This window comes from Rhizobium sp. RAF36 (assembly GCF_052114105.1).
Taxonomy (GTDB): Bacteria; Pseudomonadota; Alphaproteobacteria; order Rhizobiales; family Rhizobiaceae; genus Rhizobium.
This window is the reverse complement of sequence record NZ_JBFREC010000007.1, coordinates 258,758-283,499: the sequence shown is the minus strand read 5'-3', so window position 1 is coordinate 283,499 and position 24,742 is coordinate 258,758. Positions and strand designations below refer to the sequence as shown.

The 24,742-nt window shown below is 62.6% G+C and carries 21 protein-coding genes; 9 read left to right on the top strand and 12 right to left on the bottom strand.

Annotated features, from left to right (window positions below; all coding sequences use genetic code 11):
- Positions 1 to 73: 73 nt before the first annotated feature.
- The 12 genes from AB4Z25_RS23185 to AB4Z25_RS23130 all read right to left on the bottom strand — a co-directional run bounded on the left by AB4Z25_RS23185 (position 74) and on the right by AB4Z25_RS23130 (position 15,830).
- Positions 74 to 1,570 (bottom strand): DegQ family serine endoprotease, encoded by a 1,497-nt coding sequence (locus AB4Z25_RS23185; RefSeq protein WP_442209294.1) that lies wholly within the window; start codon positions 1,568 to 1,570, stop codon positions 74 to 76.
- Positions 1,571 to 1,845: 275 nt separating this feature from the next.
- A complete protein-coding gene (locus AB4Z25_RS23180; RefSeq protein ID WP_442209292.1) occupies positions 1,846 to 3,666 on the bottom strand; it encodes an ABC transporter ATP-binding protein in 1,821 nt (606 codons plus the stop codon).
- A gap of 27 nt (positions 3,667 to 3,693) precedes the next feature.
- Positions 3,694 to 4,449 (bottom strand): DUF1028 domain-containing protein, encoded by a 756-nt coding sequence (locus tag AB4Z25_RS23175; RefSeq protein ID WP_442209290.1) that lies wholly within the window; start codon positions 4,447 to 4,449, stop codon positions 3,694 to 3,696.
- A gap of 3 nt (positions 4,450 to 4,452) precedes the next feature.
- Positions 4,453 to 6,237, bottom strand: coding sequence for a gamma-glutamyltransferase family protein (locus tag AB4Z25_RS23170; protein ID WP_442209288.1), 1,785 nt, complete (start codon positions 6,235 to 6,237; stop codon positions 4,453 to 4,455).
- Positions 6,238 to 6,258: 21 nt separating this feature from the next.
- Positions 6,259 to 7,131: an ABC transporter permease gene (locus AB4Z25_RS23165; protein WP_112538753.1), complete on the bottom strand. Its 873-nt coding sequence runs from the start codon at positions 7,129 to 7,131 to the stop codon at positions 6,259 to 6,261.
- On the bottom strand, positions 7,128 to 8,075 hold the full coding sequence (locus tag AB4Z25_RS23160) for an ABC transporter permease (RefSeq protein WP_112388847.1): 948 nt from the start codon (positions 8,073 to 8,075) through the stop codon (positions 7,128 to 7,130). The genes AB4Z25_RS23165 and AB4Z25_RS23160 overlap by 4 nt, the downstream gene beginning before the upstream one ends.
- A gap of 60 nt (positions 8,076 to 8,135) precedes the next feature.
- Positions 8,136 to 9,644 (bottom strand): ABC transporter substrate-binding protein, encoded by a 1,509-nt coding sequence (locus tag AB4Z25_RS23155; RefSeq protein WP_442209286.1) that lies wholly within the window; start codon positions 9,642 to 9,644, stop codon positions 8,136 to 8,138.
- A 47-nt stretch (positions 9,645 to 9,691) separates the two neighbouring features.
- Entirely contained in the window at positions 9,692 to 10,423 is a 732-nt protein-coding gene (locus tag AB4Z25_RS23150; protein ID WP_112538782.1) for a FadR/GntR family transcriptional regulator, read from the bottom strand.
- A gap of 171 nt (positions 10,424 to 10,594) precedes the next feature.
- Positions 10,595 to 11,395 (bottom strand): inositol monophosphatase family protein, encoded by an 801-nt coding sequence (locus AB4Z25_RS23145; RefSeq protein WP_442209284.1) that lies wholly within the window; start codon positions 11,393 to 11,395, stop codon positions 10,595 to 10,597.
- A gap of 29 nt (positions 11,396 to 11,424) precedes the next feature.
- Positions 11,425 to 12,486 (bottom strand): ABC transporter ATP-binding protein, encoded by a 1,062-nt coding sequence (locus AB4Z25_RS23140; RefSeq protein ID WP_112388851.1) that lies wholly within the window; start codon positions 12,484 to 12,486, stop codon positions 11,425 to 11,427.
- A complete protein-coding gene (locus AB4Z25_RS23135) occupies positions 12,483 to 14,723 on the bottom strand; it encodes an ABC transporter permease (RefSeq protein ID WP_442209281.1) in 2,241 nt (746 codons plus the stop codon). The genes AB4Z25_RS23140 and AB4Z25_RS23135 overlap by 4 nt, the downstream gene beginning before the upstream one ends.
- A 78-nt stretch (positions 14,724 to 14,801) precedes the next feature.
- Positions 14,802 to 15,830 carry an ABC transporter substrate-binding protein gene (locus tag AB4Z25_RS23130; RefSeq protein WP_112388852.1) on the bottom strand — a complete coding sequence of 343 codons (1,029 nt, stop codon included), beginning with the start codon at positions 15,828 to 15,830 and terminating at the stop codon, positions 14,802 to 14,804.
- Positions 15,831 to 16,009: 179 nt separating this feature from the next.
- On the opposite strand from AB4Z25_RS23130, the gene AB4Z25_RS23125 reads away from it, so the two are divergent.
- The 9 genes from AB4Z25_RS23125 (at position 16,010) to AB4Z25_RS23085 (ending at position 24,699) form a co-directional block, all read left to right on the top strand.
- Positions 16,010 to 17,023, top strand: a complete 1,014-nt coding sequence (locus AB4Z25_RS23125) for a LacI family DNA-binding transcriptional regulator (protein ID WP_442209279.1) — start codon at positions 16,010 to 16,012, stop codon at positions 17,021 to 17,023.
- 237 nt (positions 17,024 to 17,260) lie between these two features.
- The gene (locus AB4Z25_RS23120; protein ID WP_442209277.1) at positions 17,261 to 19,174 is read left to right on the top strand and encodes a DUF5054 domain-containing protein; all 1,914 of its coding nucleotides are present in this window, start codon (positions 17,261 to 17,263) and stop codon (positions 19,172 to 19,174) included.
- 196 nt (positions 19,175 to 19,370) lie between these two features.
- A complete protein-coding gene (locus AB4Z25_RS23115) occupies positions 19,371 to 20,141 on the top strand; it encodes a GntR family transcriptional regulator (RefSeq protein WP_442209275.1) in 771 nt (256 codons plus the stop codon).
- Positions 20,138 to 20,974 (top strand): 5-dehydro-4-deoxy-D-glucuronate isomerase, encoded by an 837-nt coding sequence (gene kduI / locus AB4Z25_RS23110; protein ID WP_442209273.1) that lies wholly within the window; start codon positions 20,138 to 20,140, stop codon positions 20,972 to 20,974. The genes AB4Z25_RS23115 and kduI overlap by 4 nt, the downstream gene beginning before the upstream one ends.
- 4 nt (positions 20,975 to 20,978) lie before the next feature.
- Positions 20,979 to 21,734, top strand: coding sequence for a 2-dehydro-3-deoxy-D-gluconate 5-dehydrogenase KduD (gene kduD, locus AB4Z25_RS23105; RefSeq protein WP_442209271.1), 756 nt, complete (start codon positions 20,979 to 20,981; stop codon positions 21,732 to 21,734).
- 48 nt (positions 21,735 to 21,782) lie between these two features.
- Positions 21,783 to 22,466: an amino acid ABC transporter permease gene (locus AB4Z25_RS23100; RefSeq protein WP_442209269.1), complete on the top strand. Its 684-nt coding sequence runs from the start codon at positions 21,783 to 21,785 to the stop codon at positions 22,464 to 22,466.
- Between the two features lie 7 nt (positions 22,467 to 22,473).
- On the top strand, positions 22,474 to 23,127 hold the full coding sequence (locus AB4Z25_RS23095; protein WP_112598015.1) for an amino acid ABC transporter permease: 654 nt from the start codon (positions 22,474 to 22,476) through the stop codon (positions 23,125 to 23,127).
- Positions 23,111 to 23,839 (top strand): amino acid ABC transporter ATP-binding protein, encoded by a 729-nt coding sequence (locus AB4Z25_RS23090; RefSeq protein ID WP_112538745.1) that lies wholly within the window; start codon positions 23,111 to 23,113, stop codon positions 23,837 to 23,839. Before AB4Z25_RS23095 ends, AB4Z25_RS23090 begins: the two co-directional genes overlap by 17 nt.
- A 62-nt stretch (positions 23,840 to 23,901) precedes the next feature.
- The gene (locus AB4Z25_RS23085) at positions 23,902 to 24,699 is read left to right on the top strand and encodes a transporter substrate-binding domain-containing protein (protein ID WP_112388861.1); all 798 of its coding nucleotides are present in this window, start codon (positions 23,902 to 23,904) and stop codon (positions 24,697 to 24,699) included.
- Positions 24,700 to 24,742: the final 43 nt, after the last annotated feature.

The window sequence follows — 24,742 nt, the reverse complement described above, 5'->3', positions numbered from 1 at the left end:
GGGAAGTTGTGGAATATGACAAGAACGCCCCGCATCCGGAGATGCGAGGCGCCTCCATGACCGTTGAGGGGCCCTAAGCGGCGGAGAAGGGCACGGCCACGAAGGTTTTGTTGCCACCGCGTTCGACGAGCAGCAGGACCGACTTGCGGCCGGACTTGGCAGCTTCGGCGACGGCGGTCTTGGCATCGCTTGCGCCATGCACCGGCTTGTCGTTGACCGAGACGATCACGTCGCCTGTCTGGATGCCGGCTGCAGCGGCCGTCTTGTCGGGGTTTACGCTGGCGACGACAGCACCGGTGACGCCGCGCGGGAGGTTCAGTTCCTGACGGGTGTCCGGCGTCAGGTCGGCGAGGCCGACGCCGATGCTCGGGCCGGTCTGCACCTTGCCATCGCCCTCATCGGCAGCGGCCTGCTTCTGTCCGTCGTCATTGCCACCGATGGTGACGTTGAGTTCGGCGCTCTTGCCGTCGCGCCAGACGGTGAGCGTCTGCTTGGCGCCGGGCGACATGTCGGCAACGAGGCGCGACAGGTCCTTCGGAGTCTTGACGGCTTCGCCGCCGACTGCGGTGACGATATCGCCTGTCTTGATACCTGCATGAGCAGCCGGGGTATCATCCGATACGGCAGCGACGAGAGCGCCCTGGGCATCGGTCAGGCCAACGGCATCGGCGACATCCTTGGTGACGGCCTGGATCTGCACGCCGAGATAGCCGTGGTCGATCGAGCCGTTCTTCTGCAGCTTGGCGACGATGGTGCGGGCTTCGGCGGACGGAATGGCGAAACCAACGCCGACGCTGCCGCCGTTCGGAGAGTAGATCGCGGTGTTGATGCCGACGACATGGCCGTCACGATCGACAAGCGGGCCGCCGGAATTGCCGTGGTTGATCGGCGCGTCGATCTGGATGAAGTCGTCATACGGGCCACTATGCAGGTCGCGGCCACGGGCCGAGACGATACCGGCGGTCACCGTGGTGCCGATGCCGAACGGGTTGCCGATGGCGAGAATCTGGTCGCCGAGCTTCAGCTTGTCGGAATCACCCCAGGCAACGGTTGCAAGCGGCTTCGGAGCCTGGATCTTCAGGACGGCGATATCCGACTTCGGATCGGTGCCGACGAGCTTGGCGGGCAGTTCGGTACCGTCATCCAGCGTCACCTTGATGTCGATGGCATTGTCGATGACGTGGTTGTTGGTGACGATCACGCCATCAGGGCTGATGATGAAGCCGGAACCGAGCGCCATTGCATGCTGTCCGCTGTCATGTTGCGGGGCCTGGCGCGGCATGGGGATGCCCTGCTGCTCGAAGAACTGGCGGAACTGCTCATCCATCGGCGAGGACTGCTGGTCGCTGGTGTCGGTAGCCTTCATCGTCGTCGTTACGGTAACGACGGCCGGCTTGTCGGCATCGACGATCGGCGCGAACGAGCCGCCGGGGGCAAATGTACCGCTGACTTCGGCAGGCGCGGCAACCGCGGAGGCGGCATTGATGGTGAAAGGCAGCGCCGCGGTGCCGGCAATCAGGGCGGCGCCGAGAAGCGCTGCAGTGCGGTGCTTGAGAAGGATATTGGGCATGGCGAATGGTCCCTTGCAAATGGTTGCTAAGCGGCGTCGATGTTCCGGGGAACGCGGGCGTCGGGCGAAATGCACAAACTCTTCAAATTAAAAACCGCCGCTTTACTTAGCGATTACTGGTGTTCATGAAGAATTAGCGCTTGATACTGATATGCGCCGCTCGGGGTTCATTTACAAATTAAATGTTCATTACCGTTTCATTGCAAAACGGTAAGAATTACAGGGAATTAATATTCGGATCGAGAGCGGCCCGCATCGCTGCTGGGGTGCATGTCTCAGGCCTCGACCTGAACCAGATGCCCCTCGCCGAGGCTCTTGTAGCAGCGCTTTGGCGGCACATAGCCGAGCGGGCGTACCGGGCTTTTCAATTCGTCAGTGGAGAGCCCGCGCTTGATGCCGCGGCGCGACGGATCGGGAACCGGAACGGCGGCAATCAGCTTCTTGGTATAGGGGTGCTGCGGATTGCCGAACACCGCCTCGCGCGGGCCGATCTCGACGATCTCGCCGAGATACATCACCGCGACGCGATGGCTGACGCGCTCGACGACGGCCATGTCGTGCGAGATGAACAGGAAGGCCAGCTTGAGGCTCTGCTGCAGGTCCATCAGCAGATTGCAGACCTGTGCCTTTATCGAGACGTCGAGGGCCGAAACGCTCTCGTCGGCGACGATGACCTTCGGATCGAGCGCCAGCGCCCGGGCGATGCAGATGCGCTGGCGCTGGCCGCCGGAAAATTCGTGCGGATAGCGCTCCATCATGTCAGGCTTCAGGCCGACGCGTTCGAGGAGGTCGGCGGCCTTGTCGCGCGCCTGCGCCCGGGTTCCGAGATCATGGGCGACGATCGGCTCGCTGACGGTGGCGCCGATGGTCATGCGTGGATTGAGGCTGGCGAAGGGATCCTGGAAGATCATCTGGATGCTGCGGCGCATGTGCCGGAGGCGCGATGAGTCCAGCCCCGTCATGTCGTAGCCGTCGAGATTGACGGTGCCGGCATTCGGCTCGATCAGCCGGGTGATCGATCGGCCGGTCGTCGACTTGCCGCAGCCGGATTCGCCAACCAGCGACAGCGTCTCGCCCTGAAAAAGGTCGAAGGAGACATCCTCGACGGCGTGGATCGCGCCGGTGCGCGTGCCGAAAACGCCGCCTCGGATTGCGAAGCGCGTCGTCAGGTTCTTGACCTCGAGGATCGGCGTCTTGCCGCGATCGACGGTATCGGCGACAGCAACTGGCTCGGTACGCTCGCCGGTGGTGGTGTCGACGACAGGAAAGCGCAGCGGCCACTGGTGGCCGGTCATCGAGCCCAGCCGTGGAACGGCCGAGAGCAGCGCGCGGGTATAGGGGTGCTTGCCGCGGTGGAAGATATCGTCGGTCGGCCCGGCCTCGACGGCTTCGCCGCGATACATGACGATGGTGCGGTCGGAGATTTCGGCGACAACGCCCATGTCGTGAGTGATGAAGAGAACGGACATGCCTTCCTCTTCCTGCAACAGTTTGATCAGGTCGAGGATCTGGCCCTGGATCGTCACATCGAGCGCCGTCGTCGGCTCGTCGGCGATCAAAAGCTTCGGCCGGGAAGCAAGTGCCATCGCGATCATCACGCGCTGGCGCATGCCGCCGGAAAACTGGTGCGGATATTCGCCGAAGCGGGAGGATGCATTCGGAATGCGGACCTTTTCGAGCAACCGGATCGTCTCGGCCCGGGCTTCCGATTTGGTCATCTCACCATGGCAGGTCAGCGCCTCGGAGATCTGGCGGCCGATCGTGAAGATCGGGTTCAGCGAGGTCATCGGCTCCTGGAAGATCATCGCCGCGTCGTTGCCGCGGACGTTGCGCATTTCCTTGTCGGACAGCGCCAGAATGTCCTTGCCGTTCAGCAGGATACTACCCTCGACGCGGCTCTGCTTCTTGGCCAGAAGCCGCATGATCGACAGCGAGGTAACGCTCTTGCCCGAGCCGGATTCGCCGACGATCGCCACAGTCTCGCCGGGCATGACATCGAAGGAGACGTCGCGCACGACGGGCTTCCAGGCACCATCGACCAGAAACGACGTGGTCAGGTTCTTGACCGAAAGCACCGGATTTGCAGCTTCACCCATGTCTTTTTCCTGCTTCATGGTTCGGTCTCAGGTCTTGAGCGGCGTGGCAAAGGAGGCCGAGGGCCGCCCTTCGGCAATGCGGGCTGCTTCGACGGCGGCAATTCTCGCGTCGATCTCGCGCCGGTCGATCATGCCGCTCGGGTTCTGGCGCGTCGCCATCGTCTCGGCGACATAGAGGTAGCGCTCGCTGGCGACCGCATAGAGCCGCCGCAATTCCTCCAGCGGATCGGTATGATCGTCGGCGCGGATATTGAGCCAGGCGTAATCCTGGTCGCGGTAGATGACGAGGGCGGCCGATTGCTTGCCGCGCTTGTCGCCGCCGGCATCCTCGCCGGCGTGCATGGCCTCCAGCAGCCGCTCGGCCAGCGGCTTGCCTGCGGTCTTCTGATAGGCCGCGAGCGTTGCTGCGATCACCTCGGGACCGGCAAGCATGTTGCCGGCAACGGAAACGTTGTCAGCTATCAGATGCCCGGCCCAGTCGATGCATTTCTCGCCGGTAAAGGCGGCATTGCGGCCGGTCGCGTCGATCATGTGGAACTGCCGCTGATCACGGCCATCGTCGCGGGCGGCCAGTTCGGCGACGATCGCTTCCGGCGCTTGCCCGGCACCAAGCATCGCCAAGCCATCGACGCCGTTCAGCGGATTGACGAAAGCCTGCTTCGCCGCCGCACCGATCCCGCCTCGAACATGCGGGACGATGCCGCCAACGGCGAAGAAGCGGCTGGCGACGGCGATGCCGAGATGTCCGGTGCTGGGGTCACGGGCGACGATGGAATAGGTCACGGTCTATCTCCCCACCGCATAGGCCTGCATCAGGCGCGGGGTCGCCGCAGCCCGCAGCAGCCCATCCGCATCGCGCCGTGCGGCGGTCAGGCGGCCAACGGTCCACGGATCGGCGACGGTGAGCTTGTGGCCCTTTTTGCGCAGGGCCTCGAGAACGCCCTCGCCGAAATTCGCTTCTGCCATCAGGCTGCCCGGCTCGCGAGTGCGCGGATAGAAGGAGCCCGGGAAATGCGAGGTGTGGAACAGCGGCTGGTCGATTGCCGCCTGCAGGTTCATCTTGTAATGGACATAACGCAGGAAGAAGGAAAGCTGCCACTGCTCCTGCTGGTCGCCGCCGGGCGTGCCGAAGGACAAGGTCGGGCGTCCTTCATGAAGCGCGATCGACGGCGTCAGCGTTGTGCGCGGGCGCTTGCCGGGGGTAAGCGAGGTCGGCAGGCCGGGCTTCAGCCAGAACATTTGGGCGCGGGAATTGAGGCAGAAGCCAAGGCCGGGCACCGTCGGCGAAGACTGCAGCCAGCCGCCCGAAGGGGTGATCGACACCATGTTGCCCTCGCGGTCGATGACGTCGATATGGACGGTGTCGCCGCGCTTTTCGGAGAGATGCGCCATGGTCGGCTCATAGACCGCGCCGGTCTTGGAGGTGACGCCGAGCATCTCCATCGTCAGCGCATACTGGTCCTCGAAGCCCGGCACGATACCCGGCTGCAGTTCCAGCGATGCCTCTGGCTTGATCAGCTGACGGCGCTCGTCACTATAGGCGTCCGACAGCAGATGCTCGATCGGGATCTTCGAGAAATTGGGATCGCCATAGTAGATTTCGCGGTCGGCGAAGGCGAGCTTCATCGCTTCGGTAACGGTATGGACGAAGTCGGCGCCAACAGGATCCATAGAGGCGATATCGATGCCCTTCAGGAGCGCCAGCGTCTGCAGGAAGACGGGTCCCTGTCCCCAGGGGCCGATCTTGGCCACCGTCCAGCCGTGGTAGTCGTAGGTCTGCGGCGCTTCGATCGTGGCCGACCAGTTCGCCATGTCATCGGCGGTGATGACGCCCTTATGCTTGATGCCACTCGCATCCATCACCTCGGTCGAACCGGCATAGCGCTCGATCGCCTCGGCGACGAAGCCGCGGTAGAAGGCATCGCGCGCAGCCTCGACCTGTTCTTCGCGGCCGCGCTTGGCTTCCGCCTCCGCGATGATCCGCTTCCAGGTCTCGGCGAGAACCGGGTTCTTGAAGTTGGAGAGCGGCTCGGGTGCGGCGCCACCGGGCATCCAGGTCTTATGGGATGTCGGCCATTCTTTCTCGAAGAAGGAGGCGAGGCCTGCAATGGTCGCCGAGACGCGCGGCAGCATCGGGTGACCGTTCTCCGCGTAATAGATCGCCGGTTCCAGCACGTCGCGAACGCTCATCGTGCCGTAGTCGCGCAGCATCAGCATCCAGCCGTCGAAGCTGCCGGGAATGACGGTCGAAAGCAGACCGTCGCCGGGGATCAGCTTCAGGCCTTCGGATTTGTAATGCTCGATAGTCGCGCCTGCAGGGGCCGGGCCCTGCGCACAGATGACCTCGACCTTGTCCTTCTTCTTCGAGTAGAGGACCGCGGGCATGTCGCCGCCCGGGCCGCAGAGATGCGGCTCGACGATCTGCAGGACGAAGCCGGTCGCGACAGCCGCATCGAAGGCGTTGCCGCCCTTTTCGAGAATGCTCATGCCGACCGCCGAGGCGATCCAGTGGGTGGAGGTGACGACGCCGAACGTGCCGAGGATTTCGGGACGGGTCGTGAATGCGGTCATTTCGAATGTCCTTTCAGGAAATCATGCTTCGCGCGGATCGAGCGCATCGCGCAGGCCGTCGCCGAGGAGATTGAAGCCGATGACGACGAGGAAGATCGCCGCCCCCGGCCACATCGCCATCCATGGGGCTTGGGAGAGGAAATTCTTGGCAACGTTCAGCATCGAGCCCCAGCTGGCGGCGGGCGGCTGCTGGCCGAGGCCGAGGAAGGAGAGGCTGGCCTCGGCGATGATCGCTGTCGCAATCGTCAGCGTCGCCTGCACGAGAATGGGGGCGGCGACATTCGGCAGGATGTAGCGAGTGATGATCCTGAAATGCCGGAGGCCGATGGAGCGGGCCCCCTCGACATATTCCTCCGTCTTGACGGCCAGCACCTGGCCGCGGGTCAGGCGGATGAAGATCGGCATGGCCGAAAGGCCGATGGCAATCATCGCGTTGGTGAGGCTCGGGCCCAGGAAGGCGGCAAGCGCAATCGCGGTGATCAGGAACGGCATGGCAAGGAAGGCTTCGGTGATACGCGAGATGATCTGATCGACCCAACCGCCGAAATAGCCGGCCATCAGGCCGAAGGGCACGCCGACGATGACGGCGATCGCCACCGAGAAGACGCCCGCCATCAGCGAGGCCTGGGCGCCCCAGATCATCCGCGAAAGGATGTCGCGGCCGAGGTCGTCGGTGCCGAGCCAATGGGCAGCCGATGGTGCCTTGCGGATCGCCGACCAGCTCGTGCCGTTCGGATCGGGAATGGGCAGCAGAGGTGCCGCAATCGCCAGGATCGCGAAGAAGGCGATGATGCAGAGACCGGCAAGCGCGCCCTTGTTGGCCTTCAGCTTGCGCCAGGCGCGGCTCGGCACACGCTGTTCCGTGGTGACGGCGACCTGATCGATGGCGGTCATAGCGAGGCCCTCATGCGCGGATTGAGTAGGACATAGAGGATATCGGCGATGAGATTCATCAGGATGAAGCCGATCGCGGTGCAAAGCACGACACCCTGGACGACCGCATAGTCACGGTTGAAGACGGCATCGACGATTAGCTTGCCGAAGCCCGGAATGGTGAAGATCTGCTCGGTGAGAACCGCACCCGCCAGGAGTTCGCCGAAGAGCAGGGCGCTGAGCGTCACGATCGGCAGCACTGCATTGCGGAAGCTATGTTCGAGGACGACCGATCGCTCGGAGAGGCCCTTGGCGCGGGCGGTGCGGATATAGTCGGCGCTGAGCACGCTCAGCATCGCCGAGCGCGTGTGCCGCATCAGCGTCGCGGCCAGCGCGTTGCCAAGCACGAAGGATGGCATCAACATCGTCTGGATCGAGCGGATCGGGTCATTGAAGAAGGGCTCGTATCCGGAGGCGGGCAGCCAGCCGAGTTTCACCGAGACCAGCAGGATCAGCATGATGCCGAGCCAGAAATTCGGGATCGAAAGCCCGGAAAGCGCAATCAGGTTGGCGATGTAGTCGAACGCGGTGTTCTTCTTCACGGCCGCCAGAATGCCCATGGGAACGCCGATCACGAAGGCGAAGATCATCGACATGATGGCGAGCTGAATGGTGACCGGAAGTTTCTCGGCCACCAATTCCAGAACCGGCTGATTGGTTCTGAGCGAAATGCCGAGATCGCCCTGCAGCACCGAGCCCAGCCAGGAAACATACTGGTAAGGCACGGGATCGTTCAGCCGGTATTTCTCGCGCAGATATTCGATGACCTGCGGATCCCGCTCTTCGCCGGCCATGGCGAGGATGGGGTCACCCGGCAGCAGCTTCTGCAGCGAGAAGACGAAGACCGATATGATCAGCAGCGTCGGAATGGCGACGAGAAGCCGCTTGGCGATGTAGGTATACATGAACGATCCTGAGCGAGCGGGGAGAGGCGGCGGGCACTACCCGCCGCCGCGATGGCTGGTTCAGCCTTCCTTCTTGACGCCGGTCAGGCGGATCATGCCGTCAGGCGAGGCGACGAAGCCGGTGACGTTCTTGTGCATCGCCCAGATCCACGAGTTATGGCCGAGATAGATGATCGGCATGTCGTCGTTGAGGATGACGGCCGCGGCGTCATACTTCTGCTTGCGGACCGCGTCGTCGGTGGACGCACGGGCCTCGTTCAGCAGCTTGTCGACCTCGGCGTTGCAATACTTGGTATCGTTGATGCCGCCCTTGCAGGTGATGAACTGGTGGATGTTGCCATCAGGATCGATACGACCGGACCAGTCCGAGCGGCTGAGCTGGTAGTTGCCCGCCGTCTGCTCCGACAGCAGCGTTGCGAATTCCGTAGAGCGGATGGTGACGTCGAAGCCGGCTTCGGCAACCATCGACTGGACGACCTGCATCATCTGCGAGGCGACCGGGTTGTTCTGCACCTGCAACTCGATCGGCACGCGGTCGAAACCGGCTTCCTTGATCAGCGCCTTGGCCTTGTCGAGATCGCGGGCCGGAACCGGGATGTCCTTGTCGAACCATGGGCTGTTCGGCGGGAACGACTGGTTGCCGGCAACCGAGGTGCCTTCATAGACGATCTGGTTCAGCGCATCGCGGTCGAGCGCCAGCGAGAAGGCTTGGCGCAGGCGCTTGTCCTTGCCGAACGGATTGTCGGCGCGGGCGCCGTTGCCGACATTGGCGTAGAGCGCCATGTAGCCGGTGCCGATCGCATCGGCATAGGTGAGGGTCGTATCTTCCTTCACCGAAGCGGCGTCGGTCGGCGCCAGGCGCTCGATCATGTCGAGATCGCCGGAGCGCAGGTTGGCGAGGCGCACCGTGGTATCCGGGATCGGCAGGTAGGTGACCTTGTCGACGAAGATATTGTCCTTGTTCCAGTAATCCTTGAACTTCTCGAGCACGATGCGGTCCTGCTGGACACGCTCGACGAACTTGAAGGGACCGGCGCAGACCGGATGATTGCCGAAATTGGCGCCGAGTTCCTTGGCAGCCTTCGGCGAAACGATCATGCCGGCGCGGTCAGAAAGCTGGGCAAGCAGCGTCACGTCAGGGCTCTTCAGCGTGAACTTCACCTCGTATTCGCCCGAAGCCTCGACCTTCTCGACCGAGGTCAGCTCGCTCTTGCGGCGCGATTCCGGCAGCGTCATGTTGCGCTCGATGGTGGCGACCACGGCCGCGGCGTTCATCGGTGTTTCGTCGTGGAACTTGACGCCTTCGCGCAGCTTCATGGTCAGCGTCTTGCCGTCGTCGGACCATTTCCATTCGGTCGCGAGCTGCGGCACGATTTTCAGGTCGGGGGTCACGTCGACGAGCTTGTCGCACATCGCGGTATAGACGATGCGGCCGACGAAGGTGCGCGACTGCGCGGGATCGAGCACGTCGGCATCGTCCTGCAGGCCGATCTTAAGCTCGGCGGCAAAGGATGGGAGGGCAACAATTGCCCCGGCTAGAAGGGTCGTCACATAACTGGCGGTCTTCATTTCACTCTCCTCTGGTTCTTTTTGTTTGCTTCATTGCCGGTGGCTCTTCAGGTGAGCTCTTCTTTGGTCTCCGGTATCTGGTGGTCGAGCGAGGTCATGCGGACCAGGCTCTCCTGCAGCGTCAGCAGGTGCTGGCGCATCGCTTCGCCGGCTCTCGCGGGATCGCGGGCGGCAATGGCATCGACGATTGCGGTATGCTGTCCGTAGGTCACCGTGCGCGTCTTGCTGGCGGCGCGGGCGCGTTCGCGGATCGTCTGCCAGGCTTCATCCTGGCGCACGCGGTTGATGACGTCGAAGATCGTCAGGAAAAACTGGTTGCCGGCTGATTGGGCGATATGGCGGTGCAGCGCGCCGTCCCACAGTTCGCGGCCGTCGGCATCGGTGCTTTCGTAGATCTTCTTGACCAGCTCATACATCCGCTCGACGTCGTGCTTCTTGGCGCGGATGGCGGCAAGCTGAGCGAGCTGCGGCTCGATGCGCAGGCGCACTTCCATGATTTCCATCAGGTCGGTGCCGGCGACGATCGAATCCACATGCTCGCTCCAGCCGTCGGGGCGCCTTCCGGCAAAGGTGCCGGATCCCTGGCGGCGCCAGATCAATCCCTCGGCTTCGAGAACTTCGAGCGCGCGGCGGATGGCCCGGCGGCTGACGTCGAGCATCTCCGAAAGTGCCCGCTCCGTCGGCAGCTTGCCATCGGCATCGAGGCTGTCCGAGCGCAGCAGCGCACGCAGCTTGTCGAGTGCGTAATTGGAGTTCCCCGTGGTCTCATCCATGCGAATGGTCCGAACCAATTTCTTATTGGTTCAATCCAAAACCATATTGGTTCACCTCGTCAAGCGGTTTTTTGTGCAATTTTTGCAGCGCACAAAAATTAGGCTGCGATCTTCGCCATGCACAAAAAATCCGGCGCCGATGACGCCGGATTGGGCAGGTGGAAGATGCGGAATCCCTTAAATACCGGCGATCTTGCGCAGATCGTCGGTGGCGCCGGGAGCGGTGGCCAAAACCGGCGATCCCTTGGTCAGGCGCTCGCCTTCGGTCGGGAAGGGGTGGTACCAGCCGCCGGCTTCCTTGACGAGGCAATAGCCCGCCATGCAATCCCAGGCGTGCATGTACGGTTCGTAATAGCCGACCAGGCGGCCGGCCGCGACATAGGCGAGCATCAGCGCGCCGGAGCCATTGCGGATGAAGTTGCCGCCGGCTTCCAGCAGGCTTTCCACCATCTTGCCGACGAAGGCCGGCGTCACATGGTTGTTGGCGCCGATGCCGGTGACGGCGTTGCGGATGGTACGCGACGGGTCGAGCGACAGCTTCTTGCCGTTCAGCGTCGCACCCATGCCGAGAGCCGCCGCATAGAGCTCGTCGTGGCAGGGCGCCGAGATGACGCCGACCACAGGTACGCCTTCATGCAGCAGGCCGATCGACACGCACCAGTTCGGCATGCCGTTGACGAAGGGGCTGGTACCGTCGATCGGATCGACCACCCAGGTGAAGCCCGATGTGCCGGTCTCCAGGCCGTATTCCTCGCCGAGAACGCCATCGGTGGGGTAGGCTTCGTTGAAGCGCTTGCGGATCAGGTTTTCCACTTCGCGGTCGGCGATCGAGACCACGTCCTGCGGGTCGCGCTTGGTTTCGATCACAAGCGTTTCGCGGCGCTTGAAATAATCGAGCGCCACGGCTCCGGCCTCGCGGGCCACGGCTTCGGCCAGCGCAAGGCGCGCTTCGAGCCCGGGTACGACATGCGACGTCATGAAAATCTTCCCTTGATGAAATGCGGCGTTCAGCCGCCGATGATGGCAATGCCGCGATCCTTGAAGCCGATCTCCACCTCTGTCAAAGGCGCAAAAGCCCTTTCCACTGCGGGATCGACGACGAAGAGCGTGCCGTTGCTGGTTTTGACTTCATACTCCACATGATCGCCGAGATAGGCGGCATGGGTGATCTGGCCGCTGAAGGCGCCGCCGTTTTTCGGCGCCAGCGTGATGGCGTTCGGGCGTACCGCCAATTGCGCCGGGCCGGGGCGCATGTTGCGGCCGGAGATGCGATGCGTCAGGCCCTCGACATTGATCGTCGCGTGATCGCCATCGATGCCGACGACATTGCAGGGTACGACATTGGCCTCGCCCATGAAGTCGGCGATGAAGGCCGACACCGGCTGGTCGTAGAGATCGCGCGGCGCCCCCTTCTGCGCAACTTCGCCATCCTTCATGACGATGATCTGGTCGGAGACGGCAAGCGCCTCGTCCTGATCATGCGTGACATAGACGGCGGTGAAGCCGAGCCGCTGCTGCAGCTCGCGAATCTCGGTGCGGACGCGGCGGCGGAGCCGGGCGTCGAGGTTCGAGAGTGGCTCGTCGAGCAGCAGTACCTGCGGCTCCAGCACCAAGGCGCGGGCGACCGCGACACGCTGCTGCTGGCCGCCGGAGAGTTCGGCCGGAAGCCGCTGGCCCATGCCGCCAAGGCCGACGAGCTTCAGGCCTTCCTCGGCGCGCTCGCGCGCTTCCTTGCGCTTGATGCCCGACGATTCCAGCCCGTAGGCAACGTTATCGAGCGAGGTCATGTGTGGGAACAGCGCGTAGGACTGGAAGACCATCGACACATCGCGCTCGTTGGCCGGCAGCATCGTCACGTCCTTGCCGCCGATCAGGATGCGGCCGGCGCTTGGATGTTCGAGACCGGCGAGCATCCGCAGCGTCGTCGTCTTGCCGCAGCCGGATGGGCCGAGCAGCGTCACCAGCGTGCCGGGCTCGATCGTCAAAGACAGATCGGGGATGGCGGTGAAGGCGCCGAAGGTCTTGCGCACGTTCTCGAAGACGACGGAACCGGGTTTGTTGCTGCTCATGCGGTTTTCTCCTGACCGAGAGGTGCGGATGCTATGGCCGCCGGTGCCGCCATGGCGACGCGGTTTTCGCGGCGCAGGCGGCGTTCGCCGACGAGGAACTGGAAGCCTGCGATGACCGTGACCATGACGACGATGAGGGCCGAGGAATAGGCGATGGCAACGCCATACTCGCCATTCTCGACAAGGCCGACGATATAGGCGGTGGACATGTTGTATTCGGCGCTGACCAGGAAGATCACGGCGCTGATAGAGGTGATGGCACGCACGAAGGAATAGACGAGGGCTGCGGTGATGGCCGGGCGCAGCAGCGGTAGGATGACCTTGCGGATCGTCCGGAAGCTGTTGGCGCGCAGCGTCAGCGATGCCTCGTCGAGGCTCTTGTCGAGCTGGCTCATGGCCGCCACGCCGCCGCGCACGCCGACCGGCATGTTACGGAAGACGAAGCAGGCAACGAGGATCAGCGCCGTCCCCGTCATTTCCAGCGGCGGCAGGTTGAAGGCCATGATGTAGCTGATGCCGATGACCGTGCCGGGGATCGCGAAGCTCAGCATCAGCGCGAATTCGAATACGTTGCGGCCGACGAACTTCTGGCGGACGATGATATAGGCGGTCAGCAGGCCGACAGCAGCCGTGAGCGGGGCGGAGATCAGGGCGATCTCCATTGTCGTCCAGAACGAATTCCAGGCGACCCCCGTCCACGCCAGGCCGCCGTCATCACGGAACCCGATCGAGAAGGCGCGGATGTAGTGTTCGAATGTCAGCGTATTGTCGAGGCCCCAGGTGCGCACGAAACCGCCGAACAGGATCATCGCGTAGACGACGATGGTGAAGATCGCCCAGGGGATGACGAGGGAGTGAACGGCAATCGAGACGCCGCGCGGCAGGGCGATATGCTGGCCGGAATCGCCCTTGCCCGTCACCGTCGCATAGCTCTTGCCCTGCAGCCAGAAACGCTGGGCGATGAAGGCCGACATGGTGAAGACGAGCAGGATCATGGCGAGCACGGCGGCGCGGGCCGGATCGTTCTGCGAGCCGACGACGGCAAAGAAGATCTCCGTCGACAGCACGCCATGGCTGCCGCCGAGCACCATCGGATTGCCGAAATCGGCCATGCTTTCGATGAAGCCGATGAGGAAGGCATTGGCGAGGCCGGGCTTCATCAGCGGCAGCGAGACGCGCCAGAAGGTGCGCCAGCGATCGGCGCGCAGCGTCTGCGATGCTTCCTCCATCGACGGGCTGACGCCTTCGACGACCCCGATTAGCACCAGGAAGGAAATCGGCGTGAAGGATAGAACCTGAGCGATCCAGATGCCTGTCAGGCCATAGAGCCAGCGGCCGGGCTCGACGCCAAGCAGGGAAGATACAAGCTGTGTGGCGACACCGGAACGGCCGAAGAGCAGGGTGAGCGCCAGGCCGACGACGAAGGGCGGCGTGATGATCGGCAGGATGGTCAGCAGCCGCAGACCCTTCTTGTAGGGAAAGCGGGTGCGGGTGGCGACCAGCGCGAAGCAGAGCCCGAGCGTCGTCGATCCGGCGGCCGTCATGATCGCCAGCCAGAGGGTACGCCAGGCAACGCCGCAACGCTCGCCGCCAACGACGCAGCCAAGGCTCCAGACCGATGAATCCTGGATATTGGTGAGAAAGCCGGTCGGATTGAAGGAGCCGTCGAAATCCTGAAAGGCGCCAACGAACATGCTGCCGACGGGGTAGAACACGAAGATGGCGACAAGGAACACCAGCATGGCGATAGCGCCGACCACGAAGGCGTCGCCTTTCATCACGCCGCGTTCGGCAAGGCCGAAGGCGAAGAGAAACACGAAGACGACGCCGGTCACCACTGCGCCAGCGCCCATCGACGGCTGTCCGTCAGGGAGCGCGCCGAAGAGGGTTTCGGCGAATGTCCAGCTCCAGCCGGAGAGATTGATCGCCAATCCCTCGATCGTCAGGAAAAGCACGCCCAGGCCACCGGCCCAGGCCAGCAGCGTAGCACGGCGTTTCGGATCGGGAAGGAAGCGCGCGATGCCGCCTAGCAATACGAGGAAGACGGCGATCGCGAGCCACCATCGGCCATAGGTGGTGATCTGCAGGATGCCGGGCGCCGTGGAGGGATCGCCCAGAAAATCAGACAGCCACCCAAGGCCGAAGAAGCCGCCTTCGATCCGATACCACGGGAGCAGTATCAGGGCGGCAATGGCGAAGACGAGAGCGATATCCAGTCTGCGATTGTGGTTCTTCATGGTTCGCTCCCGCTTGAGCACGGCATTATGCTTGGCGGCCGGCAGCCATCGGCAGCCGGCCATCGAGATCACTTGAAATCAGTTGGCCTTGGCGCCGATTTCCTTGTCCCAGCGGGAAAGCAGCGCCTTGCGGACATCGGGATTGCCGTATTTGGCGAAGTCGTAGTCGATGAGCTTGATGTCCTCGAACTTCGGCGCTTCCTTCGGAATCTCGGCCGACTTGTTGGACGGCAGCTGGAAGGACTTGGCGTCCTTCATGTGCGATTGTGCATCGGCACTGAGCGCCCAGTCATACCACTTCTTGGCGTTCTCGAGGTTCTTGGCGCCCTTGACGATCGACATCGAGCCGATTTCGTATCCGGTGCCTTCGCAAGGCGCGACCGCCTTGATCGGGAAGCCTTCGACGGTCTGGGCAACCGCATCATGCATGAAGACGATACCGATGGTGGATTCGCCGCGGGCGGCGGCCTTCACCGGTGCCGAACCCGACTTGGTGTATTGGGAGACGTTGGCATTCAGCTTCGTCAGGTAGTCGAAGGCCTTGTCCTCGCCCATGATCTGCACCAGCGTTGCCAGCGTGTTGTAGGACGTGCCCGAGGAATTCGGGTTGGCGATCTGGATTTCACCCTTGTAGGACGGATCCAACAGGTCGGCCCAGCACTTCGGTTCCTTGAGGTTCTTCTGCTTCAGGATGTCGGTGTTGTAGCCCCAGCCGAGCGCACCGGCATAAACGCCGACGGTGCGGTACTTGGCGCTTTCGGCCTGCTTCTTCGCCCAATCCTGTAGCTGATCGAACAGCGGCGACTTGTATTCCAGCGTCAGGTTCTCGGCAGCGGCCTGCAGATGCGGGTCGCCGGTACCGGCCCACCAGATATCGGTCTTCGGGTTGCGGGCCTCGGCGCGGATCTTCGCATAGGTCTCGCCGGCCGAGAGGCGCACCATGTTGACCTTGATGTCGGACTGCTTTTCGAACAGCCCCTTCATGAGGTCGCAGACTTCCTGGTCTGCCGAGCAGATCACATTGAGATTGCCAGCGGCATGAGCCGAAAAGGCAGCAAAAGTTACACTCGCGGCAAGCGCTGCCGCGGCAAGTTTAGCTGAACGCATTCTTTCCTCCTGGATGTGGCGGCGCCTCCACGCCGATCGCCTTTGCAAGCGTGTGCAAATGCTGCATGACCCAGGAAAGCCTGTCAACAGTTTTTGTCACAAACTGTCATAAATCCATTCGCGGGGATATTGCACGCAATTGCAATATCGTGCACAGTCGCGTGCAAGGGGAGATTCAGTTGGTCACGAAAGTCTTTGTCAGCGCGCAGGAAGTCGCGGAAAAAGCGGGGGTTTCCCGTTCGGCTGTGTCGCGCACGTTTACACCAGGGGCCAGCGTCGCGCCCGAGACACGCAAGCGGGTGATGGAGGCGGCCGAGGCGCTCGGATATCACGTCAATCATCTCGCCCGCGGGCTGATGCGCAACGAGAGCGGCATTGTTTGCCTGATTGTTTCGGAGATGGGCACGCCTTATCGCTCGTCGCTGATCAGGGCGGTGACGCAACATCTGCAGAACTCTGGCAAGATCGCGATGCTGATCAACACTGACCGCTCCGACGGCAGTGTTGACCGAGCACTACGCCAGGCGATCCGCTACCGCGCCGATGCTTCGATCATCCTGTCAGGTCAGCCCGACAAGTCGATCACCCAGCTCTGCCTGAAGAATGGCCAGCGGCTGGTGCTGATCAACCGCGACGACGCGCAGCCGGGCCCGTTCAGGATCAATCTCGACGACAAGGAAGCGGCAAGCCGCATCCTCACCGCCTTCGTGCGCGCCGGCTGCCGTCGCCTCGCCTTCGCCAATTCGGAGGTCGGGACGCCCAGCCTGATGGCCCGCGAGCATGGTTTCGTTGCCGCCGCCGCAGCACTCGGCATGGAGGTCGCCGTCGAGCGCTTCGGCCCGACCGGCTACGAGGCGGGCAAGGTCGTCGCCCAGCGGCTGCTGACGCGCAAGGAAAGGCCCGACGCGATCTTTTGCGCCAACGACCTGCTCGCTTGCGGTGTCATGGACGCGGCCCGCCATCAGTTCATGATGGCGGTCCCCGATCAGCTCTGCGTCGCCGGCTTCGATGATATCGAACAGACCTCCTGGTCATCCTACGATCTCACCACTTTCGCCCAGCCCGTCGAAGCCATCGCCCGCGAGGCAGTCGCTTTTCTGGCGGAGCCCGGAAGCGCGGAGGACGACGGACAGGGGCGGTCGATCAGGCTGCATGCGGAGTTGATCTGGCGAGGGTCGATCCGCGGCGGATGACGGTGTTGAGCCGATCTGTGCATACGATTACACAGATTTTCACAGGCTGCAGCTTCTCCGCGCAAAGCTGCTTCTGCAGCATAAAGCTCTGATTTCACGTCTGTAACGGGCAGACGCGCAATCCGCCGACCTCTCCGCTTTGCAACCTGCGTCAAAAGTCGTCTTGAACACGTTTACATTGTCTCGTAGATGTCGAAGCGGCCGGTGCGGTTGCCGAGGCCAGCGAGCGGAATGGACATGTCAGAAAAGCGCGTGCATCTGGTCTTCAAGACCCATCTGGATATCGGTTTCACGGATCACGCGGAGAAGGTTCGCCGCCAGTATCACGAGCGGTTCATTCCCCAGGCGATCGAAACCGGGGCGCATTTCCATGCAGAGAACCCCGATGAGCCGAAGTTCATCTGGACGACGGGCGCCTGGCTGATCTGGGATCATCTGAATTCGCGCTCGCCCGCGGAAGTCGCAGCCCTTGAGCAAGCGATCGACCGCGGGCTGATCCGCTGGCACGGCCTGCCGTTCACGACACATACGGAACTGACGTCGCCGGATCTGTTCCGCGCCGGCCTGTCCTATTCGCAGGAGCTCGACCGCCGCTTCGGCAAGACGACGATTGCTGCGAAGATGACGGATGTGCCCGGCCATACGCTCGGCATGGTGCCGCTGCTCGCCGAAGCCGGGATCCGCTTCCTGCATCTCGGCGTCAACACCGCCTCGCCGCCGCCCGGCGTGCCGGATGTTTTTCGCTGGCGGGCGCCGGATGGTGCCGAAGTCGTGGTCATGTATCAGCGCTCCTATGGCGAGACCTATTTCCCTGAAGGTTTCTCGGATGGGCTGAGCTTTGCCCATACCAACGACAATATCGGTCCGCAAAGCGTGCCGCAGACGGCCGAAGCGCTGCGCGAAATCCGCAATCGCGAGCCGGATGCGGTGATCCGCGCCGCGACGCTGGAAGATTACGGTGCGCTGCTTTGGGAAGCCCGCGAGCGCTTTCCGGTTCTCGACATTGAGCTCGGCGACAGCTGGATCCATGGCAGCGCCACCGATCCGCAGAAGACCGCCCGCTTCTTGGCGCTGCAGCGGCTCTATGACCGTTTCGCCGCCGAAGGGTTGAGCGCCAGCAGACTGGCCTTCGGCCGCGAACTGGCGATGGTGGCCGAACATACATGCGGCGTCGATATCAAGTCCTATCTCCGAGACGACAAGGCCTGGTCGCGGCCGGATTTCGAGGCGACGCGCAAGGCCGATTACCGCTTCGCCTATGCCGAACAGTCCTGGCAGGAGCAGCGCGACTATCTCGACAAGGCGGTCTCGATGCTCGAGCCTGACGACGCGGCATTGGCGACGGATGCCGTTTCCGCGCTTTCGGCTCCAGCACTCCCGGTGATCGCAGGTAGAGAAACGGTCCTCAAGACCGGTGGCTGGACGGTGACGCTCGACGGTCAAAGCGGCGACATTGCATCGATCGCAACGCCGGCAGAGACGGTGATCTCGGGCCGCGGCGGCGCGCTTCTTGGCTATCGCTACGAAAGCTATGATGCAGCCGATGTCGGCAGGCATATGGACACCTATTTGACGCACCGCCAGGAATGGGCGGTTCTCGATCATGACAAGCCTGGCCTCGCCCAATCCGGCGCGGCGCTGTCCCAAGTGTTTTCACCGGTTCTCGAGGCGGCTGCAGGCAACATGATGCTGCTCTCGCTGCCCGAGCGCGCATCGTCGTCATATGGAGCGCCAAGGCATGTTTCGCTGCGGTTCCTGGATGAAGGCGATGCGCTTTCCATTCAGCTGACGCTGTATGCCAAGCCTGCCAATCGCATGCCGGAGGCGAGCTTCTTCTTCGTCACGCCTGCCGGGGATGCGGCGTGGAGTTTCTGCAAGATGGGGCTTTGGCACAGGTCGGGCGCGATCGCCGAGGGCGGCGGGGCGCAGCTGCAGGCCGTCAGCGCCGCGCGCACCGGTGCGCTGCAGATCGAGCCGCTGGATACGCCGCTCGCAGCACCCGCAAGCTGGGACTTCATGACCTTCTGCAAGGCGCGTCCGGATTTCTCCGGCGGCATCCGGTTCAATCTCCACAACAACAAGTGGGGCACGAATTTTCCGATGTGGTGCGAGGGCGACCTCATTGCCCGCTTCAGGCTTTCAGAAATTTAAGTACCTGAAAAATAATAGCAAAAGTAAGCCGCGGAGAGCGATCTCCGCGGCTTTTTCATTGTGGAAAAGTCCTTGCCTTTACCCGCTTGCGCTAAGTTGGATACTAATATACTACTTCTTGCCAAGCCAACGGGAGGTGGCGACGGGTGAGGACAACAGGTCAGCGAATCACGACTGAAACTGGAGCCGGGGCGCGATGAGCGAGACCCGCAAGAAGCGCTCGCTCGCCGGCGTTACCCATCTCTCGCATCAGCGAGCCGCCGCGCCACGCGCCGCGACGCTGGTCTATAACGCGCTCCGCGACGACATCATCTCGCTCCGCCGCAAGCCGATGGATCTCCTGAACGAGAAGGAGCTGGAAGCGCAGTTCGGCGTCAGCCGCACGCCGATCCGCGAAGCGATGCTGCGTCTGTCGGACGATGGTCTGGTCGATGTCTTCCCGCAGTCTGGAACCTTCGTATCCCGCATTCCACGCCATGCGCTCTACGAGGCGATCCTTGTGCGCAAGGCGCTTGAGGATACCACCGTCTCGATCGCCGTCGAGAAGATGACCCCCGCTGGTCTGCGTCTGCTGGAGCGCAATCTTGCCGATCTCAGCGCTTGTGTGCGTGACGACGACGTCGCCGCTTTCCATGTGGTCGACAATGATTTTCACAAGCTGATCAGCGATATCGCCGGTTTTCCCGGTATCTGGGCGATCATCCAGCAGGTCAAGGTCCATTCCGACCGCTACCGCCTGCTGACCCTGCCACAGGAAGGGCGTCTCGCCCGCGTCATCGAAGAGCACTCCGCCGTCATCGACTGCATGAAGGCAGGCGACAAGGCAGGCGCCGCATCGGCCATGGGCTTCCATCTCGGCAAGCTGCTCGGCGAAGTCGAGAAGGCCGAAATCTGGGATCCGAACTATTTCATCGAGGATGCGAAATCTCCCTTGGCATCCGCTGATCAGAAGGGAAAAATTCAATGAAGATCGACGTTCGCCATGCTTCCCATCCGGAAGCCGTCCGTGGTTACGACACCGAGACGCTGCGCCGCCATTTCCTGATCGAGACCGTCTTCGAAGGCGGCGAGATCAGGCTGACCTATTCGCATTACGACCGCATGGTGATCGGTGGCGCCGCGCCGCTTGCTGCTGCGCTGGTCCTTGGTGCGACGAAGGAAATCGGTCAGGAGACGTTCCTTGCCGAACGCGAGCTTGGCGCCCTCAATGTCGGTGGCGCCGGCAGCGTCACCGTTGATGGCAAGCGCTACGATCTCGCCAAATATGATTGCCTGTATGTCGGCAAGGGCGCCAAGGACGTCAGCTTCGAAAGCGCCGATGCGGCAAACCCGGCCAAGTTCTACCTGGTCTCGACGCCGGCACACCAGACCCATCCGACCGTTCTCCTGACCCGCGACAAGGCGCGTCATCTGACGCCGGGGGAAGCTGCGACCGCCAACAAGCGTTCGATCTACCAGTTCATCCATCCTGAAGTCTGCCAGTCCTGCCAGCTGACGATGGGCTTCACGATGATCGATGCGGGCAGCGTCTGGAACACCATGCCGTCGCATACCCACGACCGGCGCATGGAAGCCTATCTCTATTTCGATCTCGAAGCCGATCAGCGCGTCTTCCATTTCATGGGCGAGCCGCAGCAGACCCGCCACATGCTGGTGGCCAGCGAGCAGGCGATCATCTCGCCGCCCTGGTCGATCCATTCGGGTGCCGGCACCAAGACCTACAGCTTCATCTGGGCGATGGCCGGTGACAACAAGAGCTTCACCGACATGGACCATATCGCCATTGCGGATCTGAGGTAGGACGATGGCCAATCCCTTCGACCTCTCCGGCCGCACCGCCGTCGTCACCGGCGCCAACACAGGCATCGGCCAGGGTATCGCGCTGGCGCTGGCCGAGGCCGGTGCCACAATCGTCGCCGTCGGCCGCTCGTCGATGGACGAGACCGAGGCGCTGGTCAGCAAGGCGGGCGTCCGCTTCCACCCCATCAAGGCCGATCTTGGCAGCATCGCGCCGGTCAAGGATATCGTCTCGGAGACGGTCTCGACATTCGGCGGCCTCGATATTCTGGTCAACAATGCCGGGATCATCCGCCGCGCCGATGCAGTGGATTTCACCGAGGAAGACTGGGATGCGGTCATCGACACCAATCTGAAGACCGGCTTCTTCCTGTCGCAGGCAGCCGGCCGCCACATGATCGAGAAGGGCCGCGGCAAGATCGTCAACATCGCGTCGCTGCTTTCCTTCCAGGGCGGCATCCGCATCCCGTCCTACACCGCTTCGAAAAGCGGGCTTGCCGGCATTACCCGGCTGCTCGCCTGCGAATGGGCGGGCAAGGGCGTCAACGTCAATGCGATCGCGCCCGGCTATTTCGTCACCAACAACACCACGGCGCTGCGCGACGATCCGGATCGCAGCGCTGCGATCCTTGCGCGTATACCGGCGGGCCGCTGGGGAACGCCGGCTGAGCTTGGCGGGGCCGCCGTGTTCCTGGCATCGGCCGCATCCGACTATGTCCATGGCACCGTGATCCCCGTCGATGGCGGCTGGCTGGCGCGCTGAACGAATGAGTGAATTCGCGCCCGCTCGCGGGCCGCGTCTGGAGGAGACATGCAGTACCAGTTCGATTTTGCGGCGCTGATGCCCTATTGGCAGGATTTCCTGTCGGGCGCGCTGACGACGATCGAGATTACCGTGTTCTCGGTGATCATCGGGCTTGCGATCGGCATCGCCTGCGCCATCGCGCGCCGGTCCGATGTGCCGCTACTGCGCACGGTCGTGGGCATCTACATCGAAGCGGTGCGCAATACGCCGTTCATCGTGCAGATCTTCTTCATCTTCTTCGGGCTGTCGTCCATCGGCTTCCGCCTGCCCATCCTTGCCGCCTCCGTCTTCGCGATGGTGATCAATGTCGGCGCCTATACGGCCGAGATCATTCGCGCCGGGATGGATTCCATCCATCCGAGCCAGATCGAGGCGGCCGAAGCGCTTGGCCTTTCGAAACTGCAGATCTATCGCGACATCATCCTCCTGCCGGCGATCGAGCGCGTCTATCCGGCGTTGTCCAGCCAGTTCATCCTGATGATGCTGTCGACCTCGATCTGCTCGCAGATTTCGGCCGAGGAACTGACCGGTGTCGCCAACAACATCCAGTCGAACACTTTTCGTTCGCTCGAGACCTATTTCGTCGTGGCGCTTCTCTATATCGCCATCACCTATCTGATGCGTGCCGCCTTCTTCGGGCTCGGCCTCATTGCATTCCCGCGCCGCCGCCGGCTCGGGCTCGGCGTGTGAGGTGACGATGCTCGGCGCTTTCTCGACCAATCATCTGATCTACCTGCTGGATGGCCTGCTCTGGACGATCGTGCTGTCCGCGCTCGCCTTCATCCTCGGCGGCATCGCCGGCTTCTTCGTCATGCTGGCGCGCATCTCGCGTTTCCGCTGGCTGCGGCGCACCGCTCTCGTCTACATCCAGATCGTCCAGGGCACGCCGCTCTTGATCCAGATGTTCCTGCTCTATTTCGGTCTCGGCGTCTTCGGCATCTCGGTGCCGCCGCTGGTTGCCGCCGGTCTCGGCATGATGGTCTATTCGAGCTCCTATCTCGGCGAGATCTGGCGCGGGTCGGTGGAATCGATCGCCAAGACCCAGTTCGAAGCTGCCGAGTGCCTGGGCCTCACCCGCTGGCAGGCGCTGCGCGACGTCATCCTGCCGCAGGCGCTGAAGATCGCCACGCCGCCGACGGTCGGCTTCCTCGTGCAGCTCGTCAAGAACACGTCGCTTGCGTCCGTCGTCGGCTTCCTGGAGCTGACGCGTGCGGCGCAGGTCATCAACAACTCCCTGTTCCAGCCGTTCCTGGTCTTCGGCGTCGCAGCGCTCTTCTACTTCTGCGTCTGCTATCCGCTGTCGGTCTGGAGCCGTTCGCTTGAGAGGAAACTCAATGTCGGCCGCCGTTAAACTCACCAATGTCGTCAAGCGCTTCGGCGCCCTGGAGGTGCTGAAGGGCGTCTCCTTCGAAATCAACGCCGGCGAAGTCGTGGCGCTGATCGGCCAGTCCGGTTCGGGCAAGAGCACGGCGCTGCGCTGCATCAACCGGCTGGAGACAATCCAGGACGGCACGATCGAGGTCTGCGGCCACCGGGTCGAGGATCCGAAGCTCGATCTGCGCTCGCTGCGCCGGGATATCGGCATGGTGTTCCAGAGCTACAATCTCTTCCCGCATATGACGGTCGCCGAAAACATCATGCTGGCGCTGCGCCGCGTGAAGTCGATGCGCAAGGATCAGGCCCGCGAGATCGCCACAGAGGTTCTCGCCAAGGTCGGCCTGTCGGAAAAGATCGACAATTATCCGGAACAGCTTTCCGGCGGACAGCAGCAGCGCGTGGCGATCGCCCGCTCGCTCGCCATGCAGCCGAAGGTGATGCTGTTCGACGAGGTGACCTCGGCGCTCGATCCGAAGCTGACGGGCGAAGTGCTGCGCGTGATGGAAGATCTCGCCCGCGGCGGCATGACGATGATCGTCGTCACCCACGAGATGGGCTTCGCCAAACGCGCCGCCAACCGCGTCATCTACATGCATACCGGCAAGGTCTGGGAGACGGGAGGGGCAGACATCCTTTCCAATCCCCAGACGCCGGAACTGAAGGAATTCATGGCCGAAGAGCTCTGAATTCAAGGAGGAGTACCTGCACGCATGCGCGCAGGGTCGGGTAAACGAGAGAGGAGACTCATATGCCGACGACAATGATTTCGAAACTGGCACTCATCGCAGGCGCAAGCCTGCTGGCCTTCGCATCGGCCGCCAATGCCGACGTGCTCGACAATATCAAGAAGGCCGGAAAAGTGCGCATCGCGGTTGCGATGGGCATTCCGGAATATTCCTTCGTCGACGAAAATCTGAAGCCGACAGGCTCCGACGTCGAAACCGCAAAGCTGATCGCCAAGGATCTCGGCGTCGAGCTGGAACTGGTGGAAATCACCAACGCTGCCCGCGTTCCCTCGGTGCAGACGGGCAAGGCCGACATGGTCGTCTCTTCGCTTGGCATCACCGAAGAGCGCAAGAAGGCGATCGATTACTCGGTTCCCTACGCGACGCTGGCGCTCGTCGTTGCCGGTCCGGCTGACGCCGCGATCAAGGACTATGCCGATCTCGACGGCAAGCGCATCGGCGTTACGCGCGCCACCACCAACGACCAGGACATCACCGCCAAGGCCAAGGGTGCCGATATCGTTCGCTTCGAAGACGATGCAACGCTGATCACCTCCGTCGTCTCCGGCCAGGTCGATATCCTCTCCAGCCAGTCTGCGGTCATCAACGGCATCAACAAGAAGATGACCGCCAATCCGCTGCAGATAAAGTTCACCCAGAAGGAAACCAACCTCGGCATCGGTATACCCAAGGGCGAAACGGCGCTGAAGGGCTGGCTCGATGGTTGGGTGAAGACCAATTTCGACAACAAGGTGCTGCGCGATATCTATCGCCAGTTCCACAATGCCGAACTGCCTGACGATCTGACCTCGCGTCAGTAAGCATCAAAAAGAAACGCCGGGGCTTTGCGGCCCCGGCGGGTTT